Raw genomic sequence first — 14,011 nt, 5'->3', positions numbered from 1 at the left:
CTTCGTTTCCTGTTTTCAATAGGATTGTCGTTGTTACTCGCTCGTGCTCAAATCAATGACCATAACGTTAATATTTACGTTTCTTAATAAGATTTTTCGGCGAATCACTACTGACTTTTCTCCTCCACCACACACCTAAAACCAACCGTAGCGCTCCTCTCAAATCCCGGCGAAACACGTAGCAGCATTTGCCGCCAGGGAAGGGGCTGGGGGCCTCCTTTTACGTACCACCAGCTGGAGGTGGGGTTGAAATAGCTGCCGCCTTTCAGGATCACAAATTCGCTGGTACCATTGAAGTAGACGTCGTTGGTTAGTTGCCACACATTGCCTACCAAATCTTCAAGACCCAGCGTATTCTTTCCTTCCGGGTATTGCCCTACAGCATAAGGCTTGCCATCACCACGACTGGTTTTGGTGCTGTCCATGTCAGCGCCCCACGGCCAGGTATTGGAAGGGTCTCCGGCTTGTGCGGCATACTGCCATTCCAGCTCCGTTGGAAGCCGGGAGCCTTTCCATTCTGCATAGGCCCGGGCATCTTCAATGTTGACGTAGACTACCGGAAAGTCTTCCTCTCCCTTTTTTGGCTTGCCCCCAGGCCAGTGTTTGAGAAAATTGGTGTCGTCGTTGGGTCGGTAGCAGGTGGCGACCAGGAAGTCGTAGTACTGCGCATTCGTCACCGGATAGCGATCCATCCAGAAACCGGCCATCAGTGTGTCCTTCTCAGCTTGTTTGGGATAGGGGATAAATTCTCCTTCTCTGGAATCCACTTTGTAGTGATAGTTGCTGCCGGGCACCCGTACCGAGGTAGGATCGACGTTGTTGCCCGCTGTGTTGGTGGAGCTGGAGATCAGCCAGGGATCCGAAGCTTTTAGCTCAAATACCACTTCATCCATCAGCTCGCCATTGGTGAGATATTGGATGACCACACTACCTTCCTGCCAGCCAAACGTCTTTCTAAGTGACAGGCTATGCTTTCCTCCTTCCAACTCATAGGGCTTTTTGTCATAGCTGGGGCCGTTGATCGACAAGGTGATCTTTCCAGGCGGGCTTTCTATAGATAGTTCGTCGCCTCGTCGGCTGATCTGCAACACTTTGGGAAATACCGCTACCACGCTCACAGTGCCCTCGTTGTTGGTGCCCAAGTCTCCCGGGACAAAACCGTCGATGGAAACAAGCGCTTTTCCACCGTCCACAATTGCCGGTTGGTGCGTCCACAAGTTGACAGCGTGATGGGTGTCGGGCAGTTCCAGGTCAAACAGGGGCCCCGTGTAGCCTTCAGGGTTGGCGTTGTAAATAGTGTAAATAGTTTTGGTGTCGCTTTTCCACTCGTTCACATACACGCTGTCCCGAAGAGTTGGAACTAGCGGAGTGAGGGCGCTGTAATTGAAAGCATTGCTGTTGCTGCGGAGCACCATCAGTATCCTGCCCAGGTGTTTATACTGCTCATCTACCCATTCAGGCCGGCCAGGTTGAAACTGGTTGATCTCTACGCCGTGACCATTTAACAGGCTGAGGTTGTATTCCCGCAAAATGGGCTCATAGGCCAGCTCTGCCACTCGGAAAATGGAGAAGTCGGGCTTGATGAATTTGTTGAGGTTGAGCAGGGGAGGGTATACCAGCGCATTGTGCACCCGTCCGGATATAATGCCTGGCATGTCTTTGGGAATGGCCATGCCTTCGCTGTACATGATCACGCCTTCTTTCGCTGCATCTCCTGCCCCCTGTATCTCGGCACTGCTACTGCCCCGGGTGTCGAGCACCACGCCGTCGGTGTCTGTGGCTTTAAGCATGTCTGTCATACCGGCCATTTGCTCTGCGAAGGTGGTGGCTGTGGTACTTTCATCCCATGGATTGTAGCACAAAAAGATTTTGGTCCCGGCTTTGTGCGCATCGGCGGTGATTCGCTTCAGCTCTTTCAGGCCTCCCGGGAGATTGCGAAACATGTCCCACTGGTTACGCTGGTCGAGGCCCAGGGCTGGCCAGGTAGGCCAGAAGCCGATGACGTCCCAGCCGCCGAGCAGAGGCTTTGCCTTTTCGATGGTTTTGGGCAGGTAGTAAATGCCGTATCGTGGGTTGTAAAAGTCCTTATCCCAGGCCATCATCAGGTTGATGGCATAGGCCTTTCTGATCCAGGCCAGGTCGGGGCGGTCGAAGAGGCTGTTGTCGAACTGCTCCAGGTCAAACAGGAAATGCTTTTGTAACATGAGGCGCAGGCCTTCCTGCCAGTTGCCAGTGAAAGGCTCGTACCAAAGCTCGTAAGTGACCTCACCACCTGGGTAAATAACTGTTTCGAATCGTTTGCGTTGTGCCTTCTCCCAGCTTTTGCGGCGAGCCAGGCCAGCGACAGCATTCCCGTCTGGCAGTGGCAGAATGCCAAAGCCCAATTCCCAGGCATTGTCGGGCAGGATGACGCCGATGGGGCCAAATCCCGGCCGGTAAATCACACTGCGTGACAGCCGGTGCTCGCCCAGGCCTGTTATGTACACATGGTCAGGATTCTCCCCAAAAGGCACCACGTTTTCGATGGTGAGGGTGTCGGACGAGGTGGCGTTTTTGAGGGTGAAAGTGACCTTGTAAGGCAGGTAAGACTTGGACAGCGGATGCGTGTAAACAGTTTCAAATCTTTTGTCGTCGCTTTCCTGTGTGGCACTGCTGATTACCTCACCATTGACCCGAAAAGAGATAAAGGGATGTTGTACCTGGTACTTGGTGCCGGACGACAAAGACACTCGTTGAATACCATTATTGTTGTATTCAAACAGCTGGCCTTTGGCAGAAAAAGTAGCCAGCAACAAAAAAAGAATGAGCAGTTTTCGCATGCTGTAATATCGGGAAGATTTAAGAAATGAGGAGGGTAATATGGTAAGCGCAAACACTAATCAGAGAAGGGTAATTAACTTATTGTATCAAATTTTGCGAATCTTTACCAAAAAGGTCGCCTATAATCTCTTTGACGGTCTCCTGATCTAGGAGTTTATCGATTCCTAGCCGTATGAGCCTGCCGACAACCATGTCTTTGAACGTTTTTTTTGGCATTGTACCCAGATACTCCTTCAAAGGCTGAATCTCGTCGTAGATTATTTCTTGCCCAAACTCTAACCTTTCAAGTTTGAAAATTATGTGGTCAAACTTTTCGGCTAATTCGTCGATTTCCTGTTGAGATGATGCCTCCTTACTCCCTTTTTGGTGATCATCACGCTTCCTGAGATTCTTAATGTGGCCATGATAAACCTTTAGTGCTTTGGCGTAGACAAGCCCACGATGGAGATAAATCTGCTTGCCAATTTTGTTTTTTTGATTTGGATTAATTATCACATCGTAGTTGTATTCACCTTTTACCATTTGCGAATAGAATGCCCTAATGTTTTTTGATAACTCTGAATCAAATTCGATTTTGCCAATGCTGTAACGTTTGGCAAGTTGGGAATTTGTCTCCAGCAGTCTGTCGATAGTGACCGATTCACTTTCAATAAATTTTTCAGGATCAATAGAGCTTTTCAGTCCAGACTCGAGTCCTTCGATAAGAAGTGAGGTTTTGATTTTAGACTCCTCTTCAAATATACGTTGTTGGTGCTCGGCTATTTTTGCGAGGTCATTTTTCGGCAGGTTAAGGTACATACTAGGCCGCCCTGGCAGTTTACCCTCTTTCCAATCTTCATAGCTTTTTGTCGGAAACGACTTTTGATAGTCTGATCCGGTAAAATAACTGAGAGTGTCAGTATATATTACATAAGGATCATCTTTTGAATTTATTATATCCTCTCTTAAATCGATTTGCGTTGCAGGGTTGGATAAAAGGGCTTCCATATTGCCATCGCTAAGGGAAGATCCCGTAATACGGATTTGCTTATTGCAAACCCCCTTACATAAGTAATCATAGCAATCTTGGCCAGAGTCTCCAAGAAGCGGAGTTATATCTGAGCTGCACGCAACGCAACGAGTCGTTGGCAGTTGTCCTTCAAATTGATGGAGGTTATATAATCCCATTATAGAACAGTATTTTTTGGCAATATTTAAATCAAAAACCAGAGCCTAAAAACCCCTGTTCGTGAAGACACCATAGCCGTCAACCTAAGAAATAATTGGTGGATATGGCAAGGCCATTCCGCATGGCCGAGTTTTATTTTCCATGTTTTTTGAAAGCCATTTATCGGAATGGCCGACCGTTTTTGTTGATCTAATTTACTGGTTTAAGACTACATTTAAGTATGTTTTGGTAAGAATATCTGATACTTTTTTTTGCCCTTTTTTATACTCTTTTTCATGAAATGCGTTGCTGATTCGATACAAATCCGTCAGCCATTCGATGAGTCGGTGACTGTTTTGCAGCACAGGTAATGTTAACACTTTAGATCGCCCTTGTAGCGTACTGACTAGCTTATGAAAGCTCAAATCCTTTTGGGTTAAATTCTTTAAGTGATTAAGAAAAGTCCAGTTTAACATTACCCACAGCAGCTTGATGAGAATGATGCATTCTAAACGGGTCGCATTCACTGGGTGTATTTTATGTAATCTCATCACACTTTTCCAGGTTTTAAAGACAAGTTCTACCTGCCATCTCAATGTGTAGAGATCATAAATCTGAGAGGCGGTACATTTTTCCCTTTCCACGTTGGTTACAAATAGATTCAAGCCAATGGCCTCTAACACGTCAGTCCCTAATTTTCTATTCGCTGATTTCTTCCTTAAGCGTTTCTGCTTTTGTTCTTTTGTGAGCAAATTAGCCACAAGCCGTACCTTAGTACGAGTTTTTTCGCCAACATATACATCCATGTCCAGATACCTTTCTTTCTTTTCCTTTAATAAGCTGATAATAGAGGCTGTTGGAAGTAATGAGTATTCTCCCTCCTTGAGGATATAGAAATTCCATTGTGACTTTGCCCTGCTGATAAAGTAGATGTCTTTGCTGCTTAGCTCTTTAAATGCCTTAGGAGAAAAATACCCTAAATCTCTTAGCAATAATGTTTTGGGAGGTACCTTCTCAATATTCTTCATCCCCTCAATGCTATCAGAATCTCGTGATGAGCCAATGGAAATCTCGGTTACCTTAGAGCCTAGCAACTGATACTCAAATTGGATTTGAACACTGGCTTCCCTTCCCTCTCCTCCATACCCAGGAAAAGTATCTGCTACCTTTTTGGATACTTTAAATTCTGAACTATCCATGATACGGATATCAGTAAACCAACTGGAGGGAATGCTTTCTTCTGAATTATGGGCCATTTGCTGTGTCAATACCTCTTGGAGAAGTCCTGCAAGCATCTGTTTTGTGTTTTTATTGAAACGCTTATCAAGAGCTTGTTTAGAAACACTCACGCCATGATGATGTGCAAGATCTATACTGTATTCAGATAGAGAAGGGCATTTGCCATTATTGCTAAAAAAAACCACGTCCAGAAATGCCTTTGGCGAAATGACCGACTTACGCTTTTTGAATGACGATGCTTTTGCAATGGCCTCAATACGCTCATCAGAAACAAATTTTGAGAGGTATTTTGAGAAATTCCTGATTTTTCGGCACAAAATCGAGTTCAGTTTCTTTTCCTAGCCCTTTTTCGCTTAGGTTGACGGCTATGGTGGGACACGAACCAAGGAGATATGTTTTGAATGGCTGTGGCCTATTATCGTGAAGATTTGGGAAAATTGAGAAGCTGTTTACCGATGTGGATTTCGAAACAAACTGTGAGGCCTATTTTAATCGTGGATCAAAGTATTCGTCTGTTTCATCCAATTTGGACACATACCTCCCGAACTCCGGATGTTCGGGAAATAATAGGATATTTTTCTCTCTGGGTGATTGGATCGATGGAACAACCACACCAACATACAATTGGCTATCCATTATATCTTTCACTATCTCCGCTAGTTGTTTTGGGTAGGGGTAATCGTGCCAGTTTTGAGGCAGGTCATTAACGGTTATTTCTGCCAGTGGAGTGTCATCGTCTATTTCAAGCGTCAATACGAACCTGTTCTGAGGTATTCTCGACCCGCTGTTAGCCAGTGTTTCCAATTTGGCAAGGGCGATGTTTTCTGAGGTATACACCACCCACATATCTCTGGTGCTCCAGCGGCCGTTTGCAAAACGAGAACCAAGAGGAGGGTAAGTAGACTGGTATTTCTTCTTTTCTATTCTAAAAACCAGCATTAGCCATACACTCCATACTCTACCCGGTCAATAGCTTCCAAAACAGCTGTTCTACCACTCTCGGTCATCAAAAGGTCAATCGGATGCTGATCCCCCAGGTTGGCTATCTTCGATTGAAGCCACTCTTCAAACGGCTCCAGCCCTTCAAAGGCTTCCATTCCTCGCTGGTAAATTTTGAACAAGCTTGAAAGTCGATCCACCGTGCCCATGTCAAGTTCCGGCTCATCTTTGGCCCTGTAAAAAGTAGTTTTGCTCATGTCAAGCAGCTCTGCCACTCTGGCCACGGGCAGGTTTGTTAAGCCGGGAACCTCACCAAGAAATGAGCCTTGCAACCGAAGCGTGCCTACACCTCCATAGCCCAGGAGTTGATCAATTCCGGCTTGTACGTCATTGCGGCTGGCCCGCCATTTGTTCGGCTGAACATGCTGATGCTTTCGTTGAACGGCACCATACCTAGTGACGTTTTTTAATACCGACCGCTCTTTTTGTTTCATTTGGTACTTTCAACTTCCTATTTGAAACTCAATTTAAGAACAATCATTGATTATTTAAGGTTCGGGTGTACAATTTTGTGGTCAGATAGCTGCTTATTCAGCCCTCTCACTCTTCTTCCGCTGCCCTATACTTTATCTGCATGCCACTCAAAAAGTACCGCAGATATTGATCATTGCATGGCCGGTACTGGCTTTGCTTGGGGTTGCGAAAAAAGGCGCTCAGCTCGTGGGGGCCAATGCTTTTGCCTTTTAGCTTGAAAATAGCCTGGATGTCTTCTGAGCTAAGGCTGAAGGCAATCTTGAGTTTTCTTAGGATGATGTTATTATTAAGCTGCTGCTCTGGTGCCGGTTGATCGCCCTCTCTTGTGCCTCGTTTCTCGTTGATGAGTCCGTTGAGAAAAATCGCCAGTTTTATGTCAGGCATTTCCTGATAAGTTTCCTCATCTTCTCTTTTCATGTAGTCGCTCACTTCAGCCCGTGTTACATGATGACCAGCCTGTGCGAACAGATTGATCATTTGCGAGTCATCGGCATCGAGGAGGTAGCGCAATCGGCGGAGAATATCATTGTTGGTCATATCGACTACAAATCTAAAAGAAAACCATTGCCAATAGGACTGTCACTGGAAAACTCAGGCCCTCTTTGACCTCATGGCCTTCACTTTTTTGATAGCATCGTCTGCCAGGAATTTTTTGTACTGTTCGGTTTCAGCTCCGTAAATGGCAATCTTTCCTTCAGCATTGGCGTGCACTCCCCAGCCATACTGTTTGGTAAGTGGAGAGGCCCGAAAGCAGGGCTGCCCTTTCGAAAAATAGTGCTCACGTTGCTCGTCCAGCTCGCTGGGTTCGAACTCCTTTCTCAGGGCAAATACACCAAACAGCACCTCGTCGGAGGTGTACTTGTAGGGATTGTCATACACCATGTCGAATTGCATATTGGCAACCGACTTTTTTTCTCCTTTCAATGGCGGCACGGCAGCTTGCTCGCTGGGGCTGTCCTCGGCAATTTCTATAAACGTATTGTAGTAGTTGGTGGTGTGCTTCATCGTTCTCTGTCGCAATTTGTCCTTTTGAATTTAAATGTAGCGAGCGGGAGTGTCAACCCTATGTCATTGGTTTTAAAAAAATGTCTGAGACTCAATCCGAATGAACCCGTCTTCAATTGGTTTGTGGATAGTTTTTATTGGAAATGTAGAAGCCCTTTCATAGCCCATGGATTAAACCCGGGTCTATGATAGGCGCTTGAGCTGCGGCAGCCGTTGGGCAAGCTATTCCTTCCTAAAGTGAAATAGGATGGATATATTTAGTCATGACTTACCAATTCAGATCTCTCGTTATTCCATTCCTGGGTGCTTCTTTGGTTTTTTCTTGCACACCAAAAGAAGCACCAACCGGCCCCTCCAACGTCCTTTTCATAGTAGTTGACGACTTGCGGCCGGAGCTTGGGTGCTATGGTCATCCCCTTGTGCAGTCACCCAATATGGATCAGCTGGCAGGAGAGGGAGTACTCTTCAAGAATGCTTTTTGCAATATTCCGGTTTGTGGTGCGTCAAGGGCCAGCTTTCTTACCGGGCTGAGGCCAATGCAAAACCGCTTTCTCACCTACCTGACCTATGCCCAGGATGATGCGCCGGGAGCAATTTCGCTGCCTCAGTATTTCAAAGACAATGGCTACACTACCGTGTCCAATGGCAAGGTGTTTCACAATGAAGACGACCATGCCGCTGCCTGGGACATCAACTGGCGGCCAACCGACCTGCTGGACTATCAGACCGAAGCGAACAGCGGCACAGATTTGGCCAACAGGGGAAGGCCTTACGAGAGGGGTAATGTGCCGGACAGCGTTTACAATGATGCAAAGATTGCGGCTAAGAGCATTATCGACCTAAGGACACTGGCGGCGGCCGGTAATCCCTTCTTCATGGCGGTTGGTTTCCTTAAGCCACACCTGCCGTTCAATGCACCCGAGAAGTATTGGCAGCTATATGATGGCAAAGTAACCCTGCCAGATAATAACTATGTGCCGACAGGTGCTCCGGCACGCTCCGTTCACAACTCAGGTGAGCTGAGAAATTATGCTGAAGTGCCAAAAGAAGGTCCGGTGAGCGACTCACTGGCGCTAACGTTGATTCAAGGTTATTATGCCAGCGTGAGTTACGTCGATGCCCAGATAGGAAGGGTGCTCGACGAGTTGAAAGCACTGGGTCTTGATGAAAAAACACACATCGTGCTGATTGGTGACCATGGCTACAACCTGCTGGAACATACTATGTGGTGTAAGCATTGTAACTACCGCAACTCCCTCAGGTCTACCATGATTTGGAAATCGCCAAAGGCAAAGGCTGGAAGCATCTCCAATGCCATCGTTGAGTACGTCGACATTTTCCCCACCCTGGCTGACCTCGCTGGACTTCCAAAACCAGCACAGTTACAGGGGGAAAGTCTGGCAGCCGAACTGGCAGCACCTTCGCTGTCTCCCGCTGGCTTTGCCATTTCCCGATGGACGAACGGCTACACCATCACCACGCCAGACTATGCTTACACGGAGTGGGTGAACGACAGCCTGCAATGGGAGGACGAAATGCTGTATGATCACCGAAGCGACCTGGAGGAAAATGAAAACATTGCCGCAGGCCAGTCGGCAATCGCTGATAGTCTTAGCAATATGCTTAGGCAGCATTGGGGGTTGCAATGAAGGAGAGGGGGGTACACTCAGCACCAGAGCGTGATTTAGACTCATAATAAATAATGTCGTTTCAAAAATTATTTTAGTATTGTATTTTGTATAGACAAAATTTATTCAGATCATTGCAAACCAAAATTAAAAGCAAGTGAAGAAACGCATATTACATATCTCAATACCGAGCAAAAACGATTGGTTTTGCCTCTATGAGGATGTTATGCTATGGCCTGAAAAAGACAATTGACTGGATAGTTCCCAGCAGTGTTTTGACCCAGGCCGTAAAGTCTGGGTTTTTTGTTGTGAAAAAATGTAAAAGACGCATATGATAAAGTGCTTGAATATACATATGGGGCCGACAGGACAGGAGCGGGATAGCTATCTCAGCTTCGTGGGAAACCTACGTCATCGGCGAAGGATCGGGAGGATATTTTTGTGACTATTCGTTAAGAGTATTTCATGAGAAACCCGGTTCCGCAAGGCCGGGTTTTTTTGTGCCCAAAAAGAAAAACAGGAAAAGGGGATACGCCAGAGTTGGAGATCTGGGCCGGTCTGTAAAACCGGGGCTGACAGCTTTGAAAGTTCGAATCTTTCTATCCCCACAAGGCTGAAGGAGGGGCAAAATGGGTGCCTCCGAACGGAAGAATGGTTAAAGGCCATAAGCAGGATTCCATTTGTTCTGTGATGTGCGAAAAAGCTTTCGTTCTGTCAGCAGTGGTCGCCTGGCGTAGGGGTTTTCAGGCCTGATGTCCCGATGCAGGTGGCCAGTTAGGAAGGGTAGCTCCAATGGTAGAGCAGCGGTTTGAAGCACCGCCAGTGTTGGTTCGATTCCAGCCCCTTCCACATATGTGTCTGTAGCTTAACTGGTAAAGCTCCGCACTCTTAATGCGGACAATGGGAGTTCAAGTCTCTTCGGGCACACAAACCCAGCAAAGGCTGGTAAAGATCTTCGGGGCTGGGAGTATCCCGCCCTGAGGCAGGGAAGGTAGAAGAATAAAGGACCTGACGAGAGTTTCTGTATAGCTCCGTAGTGGTGAGCCGGTAGGCCACGCCATGCTGCCTTGTTCATTGAGGGTTCCCTCAAGCTGTGGGTAGGGGGTTCGATTCCCTCATGCGGTTTACCGCTTTAGCTCATTGGTAGAGCAACAGTAAGGATGCGCAGGTTCGAATCCTGCTCCGTCAATTGGCGGATAGCTCAGTGGTTAGAGCACTACGCTGTTAACGTAGAGTATGGAATGAAAATCCATGACCTGGAGATGCCAACTCCCAAAATGGCACTTGTGAAGGCAGTGAGGGGCTGAGCCCCACATATCACCCCTCGGGGAATATGTGGTAGCGCCAGCGCATGGCTTTGAAAGAGAGAGGATACCGCTGAACACGTTCAGCTACTTTGCTAAAAGCACTTGGTCGGAAAAATGGCAGGCAATGAGCTGCCGGCTTCCAGGCAGGCACTTTTGACGAACTGGCAGGGCATTGTTCCGCTCAACATCTCTTCCGCTGTGAGTTGAAGGCGACGCCCTCACCGCCTTCTTTTTAGATGAAATTATTGGGCCGATAATGATAAATGATGGTTGAACAAACAAATTTTTAAACCAATGCTAACAGTTAGAATTAATACTGGCAAAGTGGGTTTGGTCTTTCGGAGAGGTGACTTCAAGGACGTCATCAGCGAGGGTAACTACTGGTTGATGCCTTACGAGGCGGTGATGCAGTATGACCTGGCCAAGCCATTTTTTCCTCCTGTCGAGCTCAATATTCTCCTGCGAAACGAAAAACTGGCGAATATGCTGAGTGTGGTGGAGGTCAAAGACAATGAGATTGTGTTGCAGCACGAAAACGGTAACCTAAAAAACGTGCTGACTCCCGGTAGGTATGTCTACTGGAAGGGTTTAGTAGTGTACAGCTTCGTTACAGTAGACCTTGGCAAGTACGAGGTCACAGAGGCAATCGATAAAACGACCCTCCAAAGGCGAGACGTGCTGCCGTATGTGAGGGTATTTGTCGTGGAATCGTACGAAAAGGGCATCCTCTTCGTCGATGGGGAATTCACCAGGGTGCTTGGCACAGGGGTGTACTACTTCTGGAAGACGCCAACGGCTATTTCGGTAGCTAAGGCCGATACCAGGTTACTACAGCTGGAAGTATCCGGTCAGGAAATGCTGACAAAAGACAAGGCAGCACTGCGGGTGAACTTCTATGCACAGTACAAGGTAGTGGATATCATCAAGGCATTGATTGAAAGCAAGGACTATGAGAAGCAACTCTATGTATTGCTGCAGTTGGCCCTGAGAGAATACATTGGTACACTGACCCTGGATGAATTGCTTGAAAAAAAGGAATCGATTGCCAACTATGTGATGGCAACTGTTTCCGGCAAGGCAGCCGAGTTGGGTGTTGCCATTAAAGACAGCGGTGTAAAGGACATCATCCTTCCTGGTGAGGTGAAAGAAATCATGAACCAGGTGTTGGTGGCACAGAAGAAAGCGCAAGCCAATATCATTACCAGGCGGGAAGAAACTGCTTCCACAAGAAGCTTGCTGAATACTGCCAAATTGATGGAAGACAACGAGATGTTGTTTAAGCTGAAAGAGATGGAATATGTCGAAAAAATTGCTGAAAAGATCAACAGTATTACGCTTTCGGGTGGTAGCCTGGTGGTCGATCAGTTGAGAGACATTTTTTCTCCCAGGAAGTAAATTGAGGCTGTCGGGAGTGGCAGCCTCTTAAAAACTACAGACATGAAAATGATTGACATTTACCTGGAGAAGGTAATTACGCAAGCCGAAAATATGATATGGGACGGTGACCACTTTGAAGGCAAAGACATGCTGGAAAATGTGCTTACCTACGAGCCTGGTTATGCCAAAGTGCACAACCTATTGGGCTGGTTACACCTTTATTATATCGAGGACGACGAGTTAGCTGAGAAGCACCTGAAGTTGGCGGTCAAGTTTGAACCCAACTGGAAGGTGCCTTACATTCACCTGACGACGCTTTATATGCGTAATGAAAATTTCGACAAACTTGGCGAGGTGATGATGAAAGCCAGAGAGATCGAAGGGATCAGCAAGGCGCTGGTCTTTGAAAGGCTGGCCATGGTGGAGGAAGCGAAAGGAAGATACACGGCGGCCATCAGGCTTTACAAGACTGCGATCTTCCACTCAATGGACAATGATGCCATTGAAGAGATGCGCAGTAATATCAAAAGATGCAGATTTAAGAGACTAAGATTTGTAAGACAAAAATGGCAACGACAAAAATAACAGGAAAAGAGCTGAGAGCGCTGGGATACCCTGAGGGTCGTGCAATTGGTTCGGCCATGGAGGTGATGGAAGCCCATTACAAAGGGAAATCTAAAAGGCAGAAGCTTGAGTTATTGGCCAGGGTGTTGCAAACTCCGGGCCTCTACGCAAAGCACGAGACGCTTGGGCCGGTGGCAACGAGTCTGATTATCAAAACAGAGCACAATCAAGCCATTGAGCTAAATACCAGGCGACTGGAGTACAGCATTTATGGTGCGGAGGCTATTGAGCAGGGCGCAATCCATCAAATGGAAATCGCCATGAAGTTGCCCGTGACGGTGGCGGGTGCTCTAATGCCAGATGCGCATCAGGGTTATGGCTTGCCAATAGGTGGTGTTCTGGCGACAAACAATTCGGTGATCCCCTACGGCGTGGGTGTCGATATTGGCTGCCGGATGTGTATGACACTTTATGATATCCCTGCTTCATATGCCAGTCACCGAGCCGACGAGCTGAAAATGTTGTTGATGGAGCACACGAGGTTTGGGAATGCCGGCTTTAAGCGGCCTGAGGACGATGCGGTGCTTAGCCGGAGGGAATTTGGCGAGATCAATATCCTGAAGGCAATGAAGGACCGTGCTCACAAACAACTGGGCACTTCGGGAGGAGGTAATCATTTCGTGGAGTTTGGAGTGGCGGAATTGCTGGATGAAAACAATGAGTTTGGCCTACCCATTGGTAAATATCTCTCAGTACTCTCGCACTCCGGCTCGAGAGGGTTGGGAGCCAATATCGCTCGCCACTACACCAAATTGGCGATGGATAAGTGCAAGCTTCCTGGAGAAGCCAAGCACCTTGCCTGGCTCGATTTGGACACAGAGGATGGGCAGGAGTACTGGTTGGCAATGAATTTGGCTGGTGACTACGCTTCAGCATGCCATCACCAAATTCATCAAAGGCTGGCAAAAGCCCTGGGCGAGCAACCGTTGGTTATGATTGAAAACCATCACAATTTCGCATGGAAGGAGAAGGATGCGGCAGGAAATGACATTATTGTCCACAGAAAAGGTGCAACACCAGCTGGAAAAGGAGTCCTTGGAATTATCCCCGGATCCATGACCTCTCCGGGCTTTATCGTGAGGGGAAAAGGAGAAATGGCTGCCATCAACTCAGCTTCTCATGGAGCGGGCAGGTTGATGTCCAGGACGAAGGCCAAGCAGACACTTTCGAAGCAAGAAGTGAGAAAACACTTAAAAAAAGCTGGTATTGAGCTGATTGGCTCCGGGCTGGATGAAGCACCTATGGTGTACAAAGACATCCACAAGGTGATGGCCTTTCAGCAAGAGCTGGTCGATGTCGTTGGGTCGTTTACTCCTAAAGTGGTGCGTATGTGTGGCGATGAAAGGTTCGCCGAAGTAGACTAAAAACCTCCCAATGGGGAGGTTTTTTTC

The 14,011-nt window shown here is 47.3% G+C and carries 12 protein-coding genes and 3 tRNA genes; 8 read left to right on the top strand and 7 right to left on the bottom strand.

The window, feature by feature from the left end; translation table 11 throughout:
• Positions 1-107: 107 nt before the first annotated feature.
• The 7 genes from ACMVP2_RS07175 to ACMVP2_RS07145 form a co-directional block, all read right to left on the bottom strand.
• On the bottom strand, positions 108-2,819 hold the full coding sequence (locus ACMVP2_RS07175) for a formylglycine-generating enzyme family protein (protein WP_416867204.1): 2,712 nt from the start codon (positions 2,817-2,819) through the stop codon (positions 108-110).
• 79 nt (positions 2,820-2,898) lie between these two features.
• Positions 2,899-3,987, bottom strand: coding sequence for a hypothetical protein (locus ACMVP2_RS07170; RefSeq protein WP_416867203.1), 1,089 nt, complete (start codon positions 3,985-3,987; stop codon positions 2,899-2,901).
• Positions 3,988-4,182: 195 nt separating this feature from the next.
• Positions 4,183-5,523, bottom strand: coding sequence for an IS4 family transposase (locus ACMVP2_RS07165; RefSeq protein ID WP_416864363.1), 1,341 nt, complete (start codon positions 5,521-5,523; stop codon positions 4,183-4,185).
• A gap of 166 nt (positions 5,524-5,689) precedes the next feature.
• On the bottom strand, positions 5,690-6,145 hold the full coding sequence (locus tag ACMVP2_RS07160; RefSeq protein WP_416867202.1) for an RES family NAD+ phosphorylase: 456 nt from the start codon (positions 6,143-6,145) through the stop codon (positions 5,690-5,692).
• Entirely contained in the window at positions 6,145-6,639 is a 495-nt protein-coding gene (locus tag ACMVP2_RS07155; protein ID WP_416867201.1) for an antitoxin Xre/MbcA/ParS toxin-binding domain-containing protein, read from the bottom strand. Before ACMVP2_RS07155 ends, ACMVP2_RS07160 begins: the two co-directional genes overlap by 1 nt.
• 106 nt (positions 6,640-6,745) lie before the next feature.
• Positions 6,746-7,216 (bottom strand): DUF1456 family protein, encoded by a 471-nt coding sequence (locus tag ACMVP2_RS07150; protein WP_416867200.1) that lies wholly within the window; start codon positions 7,214-7,216, stop codon positions 6,746-6,748.
• Positions 7,217-7,270: 54 nt separating this feature from the next.
• The gene (locus ACMVP2_RS07145) at positions 7,271-7,684 is read right to left on the bottom strand and encodes a DUF6157 family protein (RefSeq protein ID WP_416867199.1); all 414 of its coding nucleotides are present in this window, start codon (positions 7,682-7,684) and stop codon (positions 7,271-7,273) included.
• A 263-nt stretch (positions 7,685-7,947) separates the two neighbouring features.
• Here ACMVP2_RS07145 and ACMVP2_RS07140 point away from each other — a divergent pair, with 263 nt between their 5' ends.
• From ACMVP2_RS07140 to ACMVP2_RS07105, 8 genes are all read left to right on the top strand, one after another.
• Positions 7,948-9,333, top strand: coding sequence for a sulfatase (locus ACMVP2_RS07140; RefSeq protein ID WP_416867198.1), 1,386 nt, complete (start codon positions 7,948-7,950; stop codon positions 9,331-9,333).
• Between the two features lie 504 nt (positions 9,334-9,837).
• Positions 9,838-9,920 (top strand) — tRNA-Tyr (locus tag ACMVP2_RS07135).
• A gap of 169 nt (positions 9,921-10,089) precedes the next feature.
• Positions 10,090-10,161, top strand: a tRNA-Phe gene (locus tag ACMVP2_RS07130).
• A 5-nt stretch (positions 10,162-10,166) separates the two neighbouring features.
• Positions 10,167-10,239 (top strand) — tRNA-Lys (locus ACMVP2_RS07125).
• Positions 10,240-10,472: 233 nt separating this feature from the next.
• Positions 10,473-10,619: a hypothetical protein gene (locus ACMVP2_RS07120; protein WP_416867197.1), complete on the top strand. Its 147-nt coding sequence runs from the start codon at positions 10,473-10,475 to the stop codon at positions 10,617-10,619.
• Between the two features lie 294 nt (positions 10,620-10,913).
• Positions 10,914-12,014 carry a slipin family protein gene (locus tag ACMVP2_RS07115; RefSeq protein ID WP_416867196.1) on the top strand — a complete coding sequence of 367 codons (1,101 nt, stop codon included), beginning with the start codon at positions 10,914-10,916 and terminating at the stop codon, positions 12,012-12,014.
• A 42-nt stretch (positions 12,015-12,056) separates the two neighbouring features.
• Positions 12,057-12,581, top strand: a complete 525-nt coding sequence (locus ACMVP2_RS07110; protein ID WP_416867195.1) for a tetratricopeptide repeat protein — start codon at positions 12,057-12,059, stop codon at positions 12,579-12,581.
• On the top strand, positions 12,563-13,984 hold the full coding sequence (locus ACMVP2_RS07105) for an RtcB family protein (protein WP_416867194.1): 1,422 nt from the start codon (positions 12,563-12,565) through the stop codon (positions 13,982-13,984). Before ACMVP2_RS07110 ends, ACMVP2_RS07105 begins: the two co-directional genes overlap by 19 nt.
• The last annotated feature ends 27 nt before the right edge of the window (positions 13,985-14,011 follow it).

Origin of the sequence: Imperialibacter sp. (assembly GCF_048007035.1) — a bacterium.
GTDB lineage: Bacteria > Bacteroidota > Bacteroidia > Cytophagales > Cyclobacteriaceae > Imperialibacter.
Note: the sequence above shows the minus strand (reverse complement) of the source record. Positions and strands in the feature narration are given on the sequence as shown.

Excerpts from the sequence above, each read along its gene's own strand:
- ACMVP2_RS07175 (WP_416867204.1), bottom strand. The coding sequence starts at position 2,819 with ATGCGAAAACTGCTCATTCTTTTTTTGTTGCTGGCTACTTTTTCTGCC.
- ACMVP2_RS07160 (WP_416867202.1), bottom strand. The coding sequence starts at position 6,145 with ATGCTGGTTTTTAGAATAGAAAAGAAGAAATACCAGTCTACTTACCCT.
- ACMVP2_RS07140 (WP_416867198.1), top strand. The coding sequence starts at position 7,948 with ATGACTTACCAATTCAGATCTCTCGTTATTCCATTCCTGGGTGCTTCT.
- ACMVP2_RS07170 (WP_416867203.1), bottom strand. The coding sequence starts at position 3,987 with ATGGGATTATATAACCTCCATCAATTTGAAGGACAACTGCCAACGACT.
- ACMVP2_RS07155 (WP_416867201.1), bottom strand. The coding sequence starts at position 6,639 with ATGAAACAAAAAGAGCGGTCGGTATTAAAAAACGTCACTAGGTATGGT.
- ACMVP2_RS07110 (WP_416867195.1), top strand. The coding sequence starts at position 12,057 with ATGAAAATGATTGACATTTACCTGGAGAAGGTAATTACGCAAGCCGAA.
- ACMVP2_RS07150 (WP_416867200.1), bottom strand. The coding sequence starts at position 7,216 with ATGACCAACAATGATATTCTCCGCCGATTGCGCTACCTCCTCGATGCC.
- ACMVP2_RS07105 (WP_416867194.1), top strand. The coding sequence starts at position 12,563 with ATGGCAACGACAAAAATAACAGGAAAAGAGCTGAGAGCGCTGGGATAC.
- ACMVP2_RS07120 (WP_416867197.1), top strand. The coding sequence starts at position 10,473 with ATGCGCAGGTTCGAATCCTGCTCCGTCAATTGGCGGATAGCTCAGTGG.
- ACMVP2_RS07115 (WP_416867196.1), top strand. The coding sequence starts at position 10,914 with ATGCTAACAGTTAGAATTAATACTGGCAAAGTGGGTTTGGTCTTTCGG.
- ACMVP2_RS07145 (WP_416867199.1), bottom strand. The coding sequence starts at position 7,684 with ATGAAGCACACCACCAACTACTACAATACGTTTATAGAAATTGCCGAG.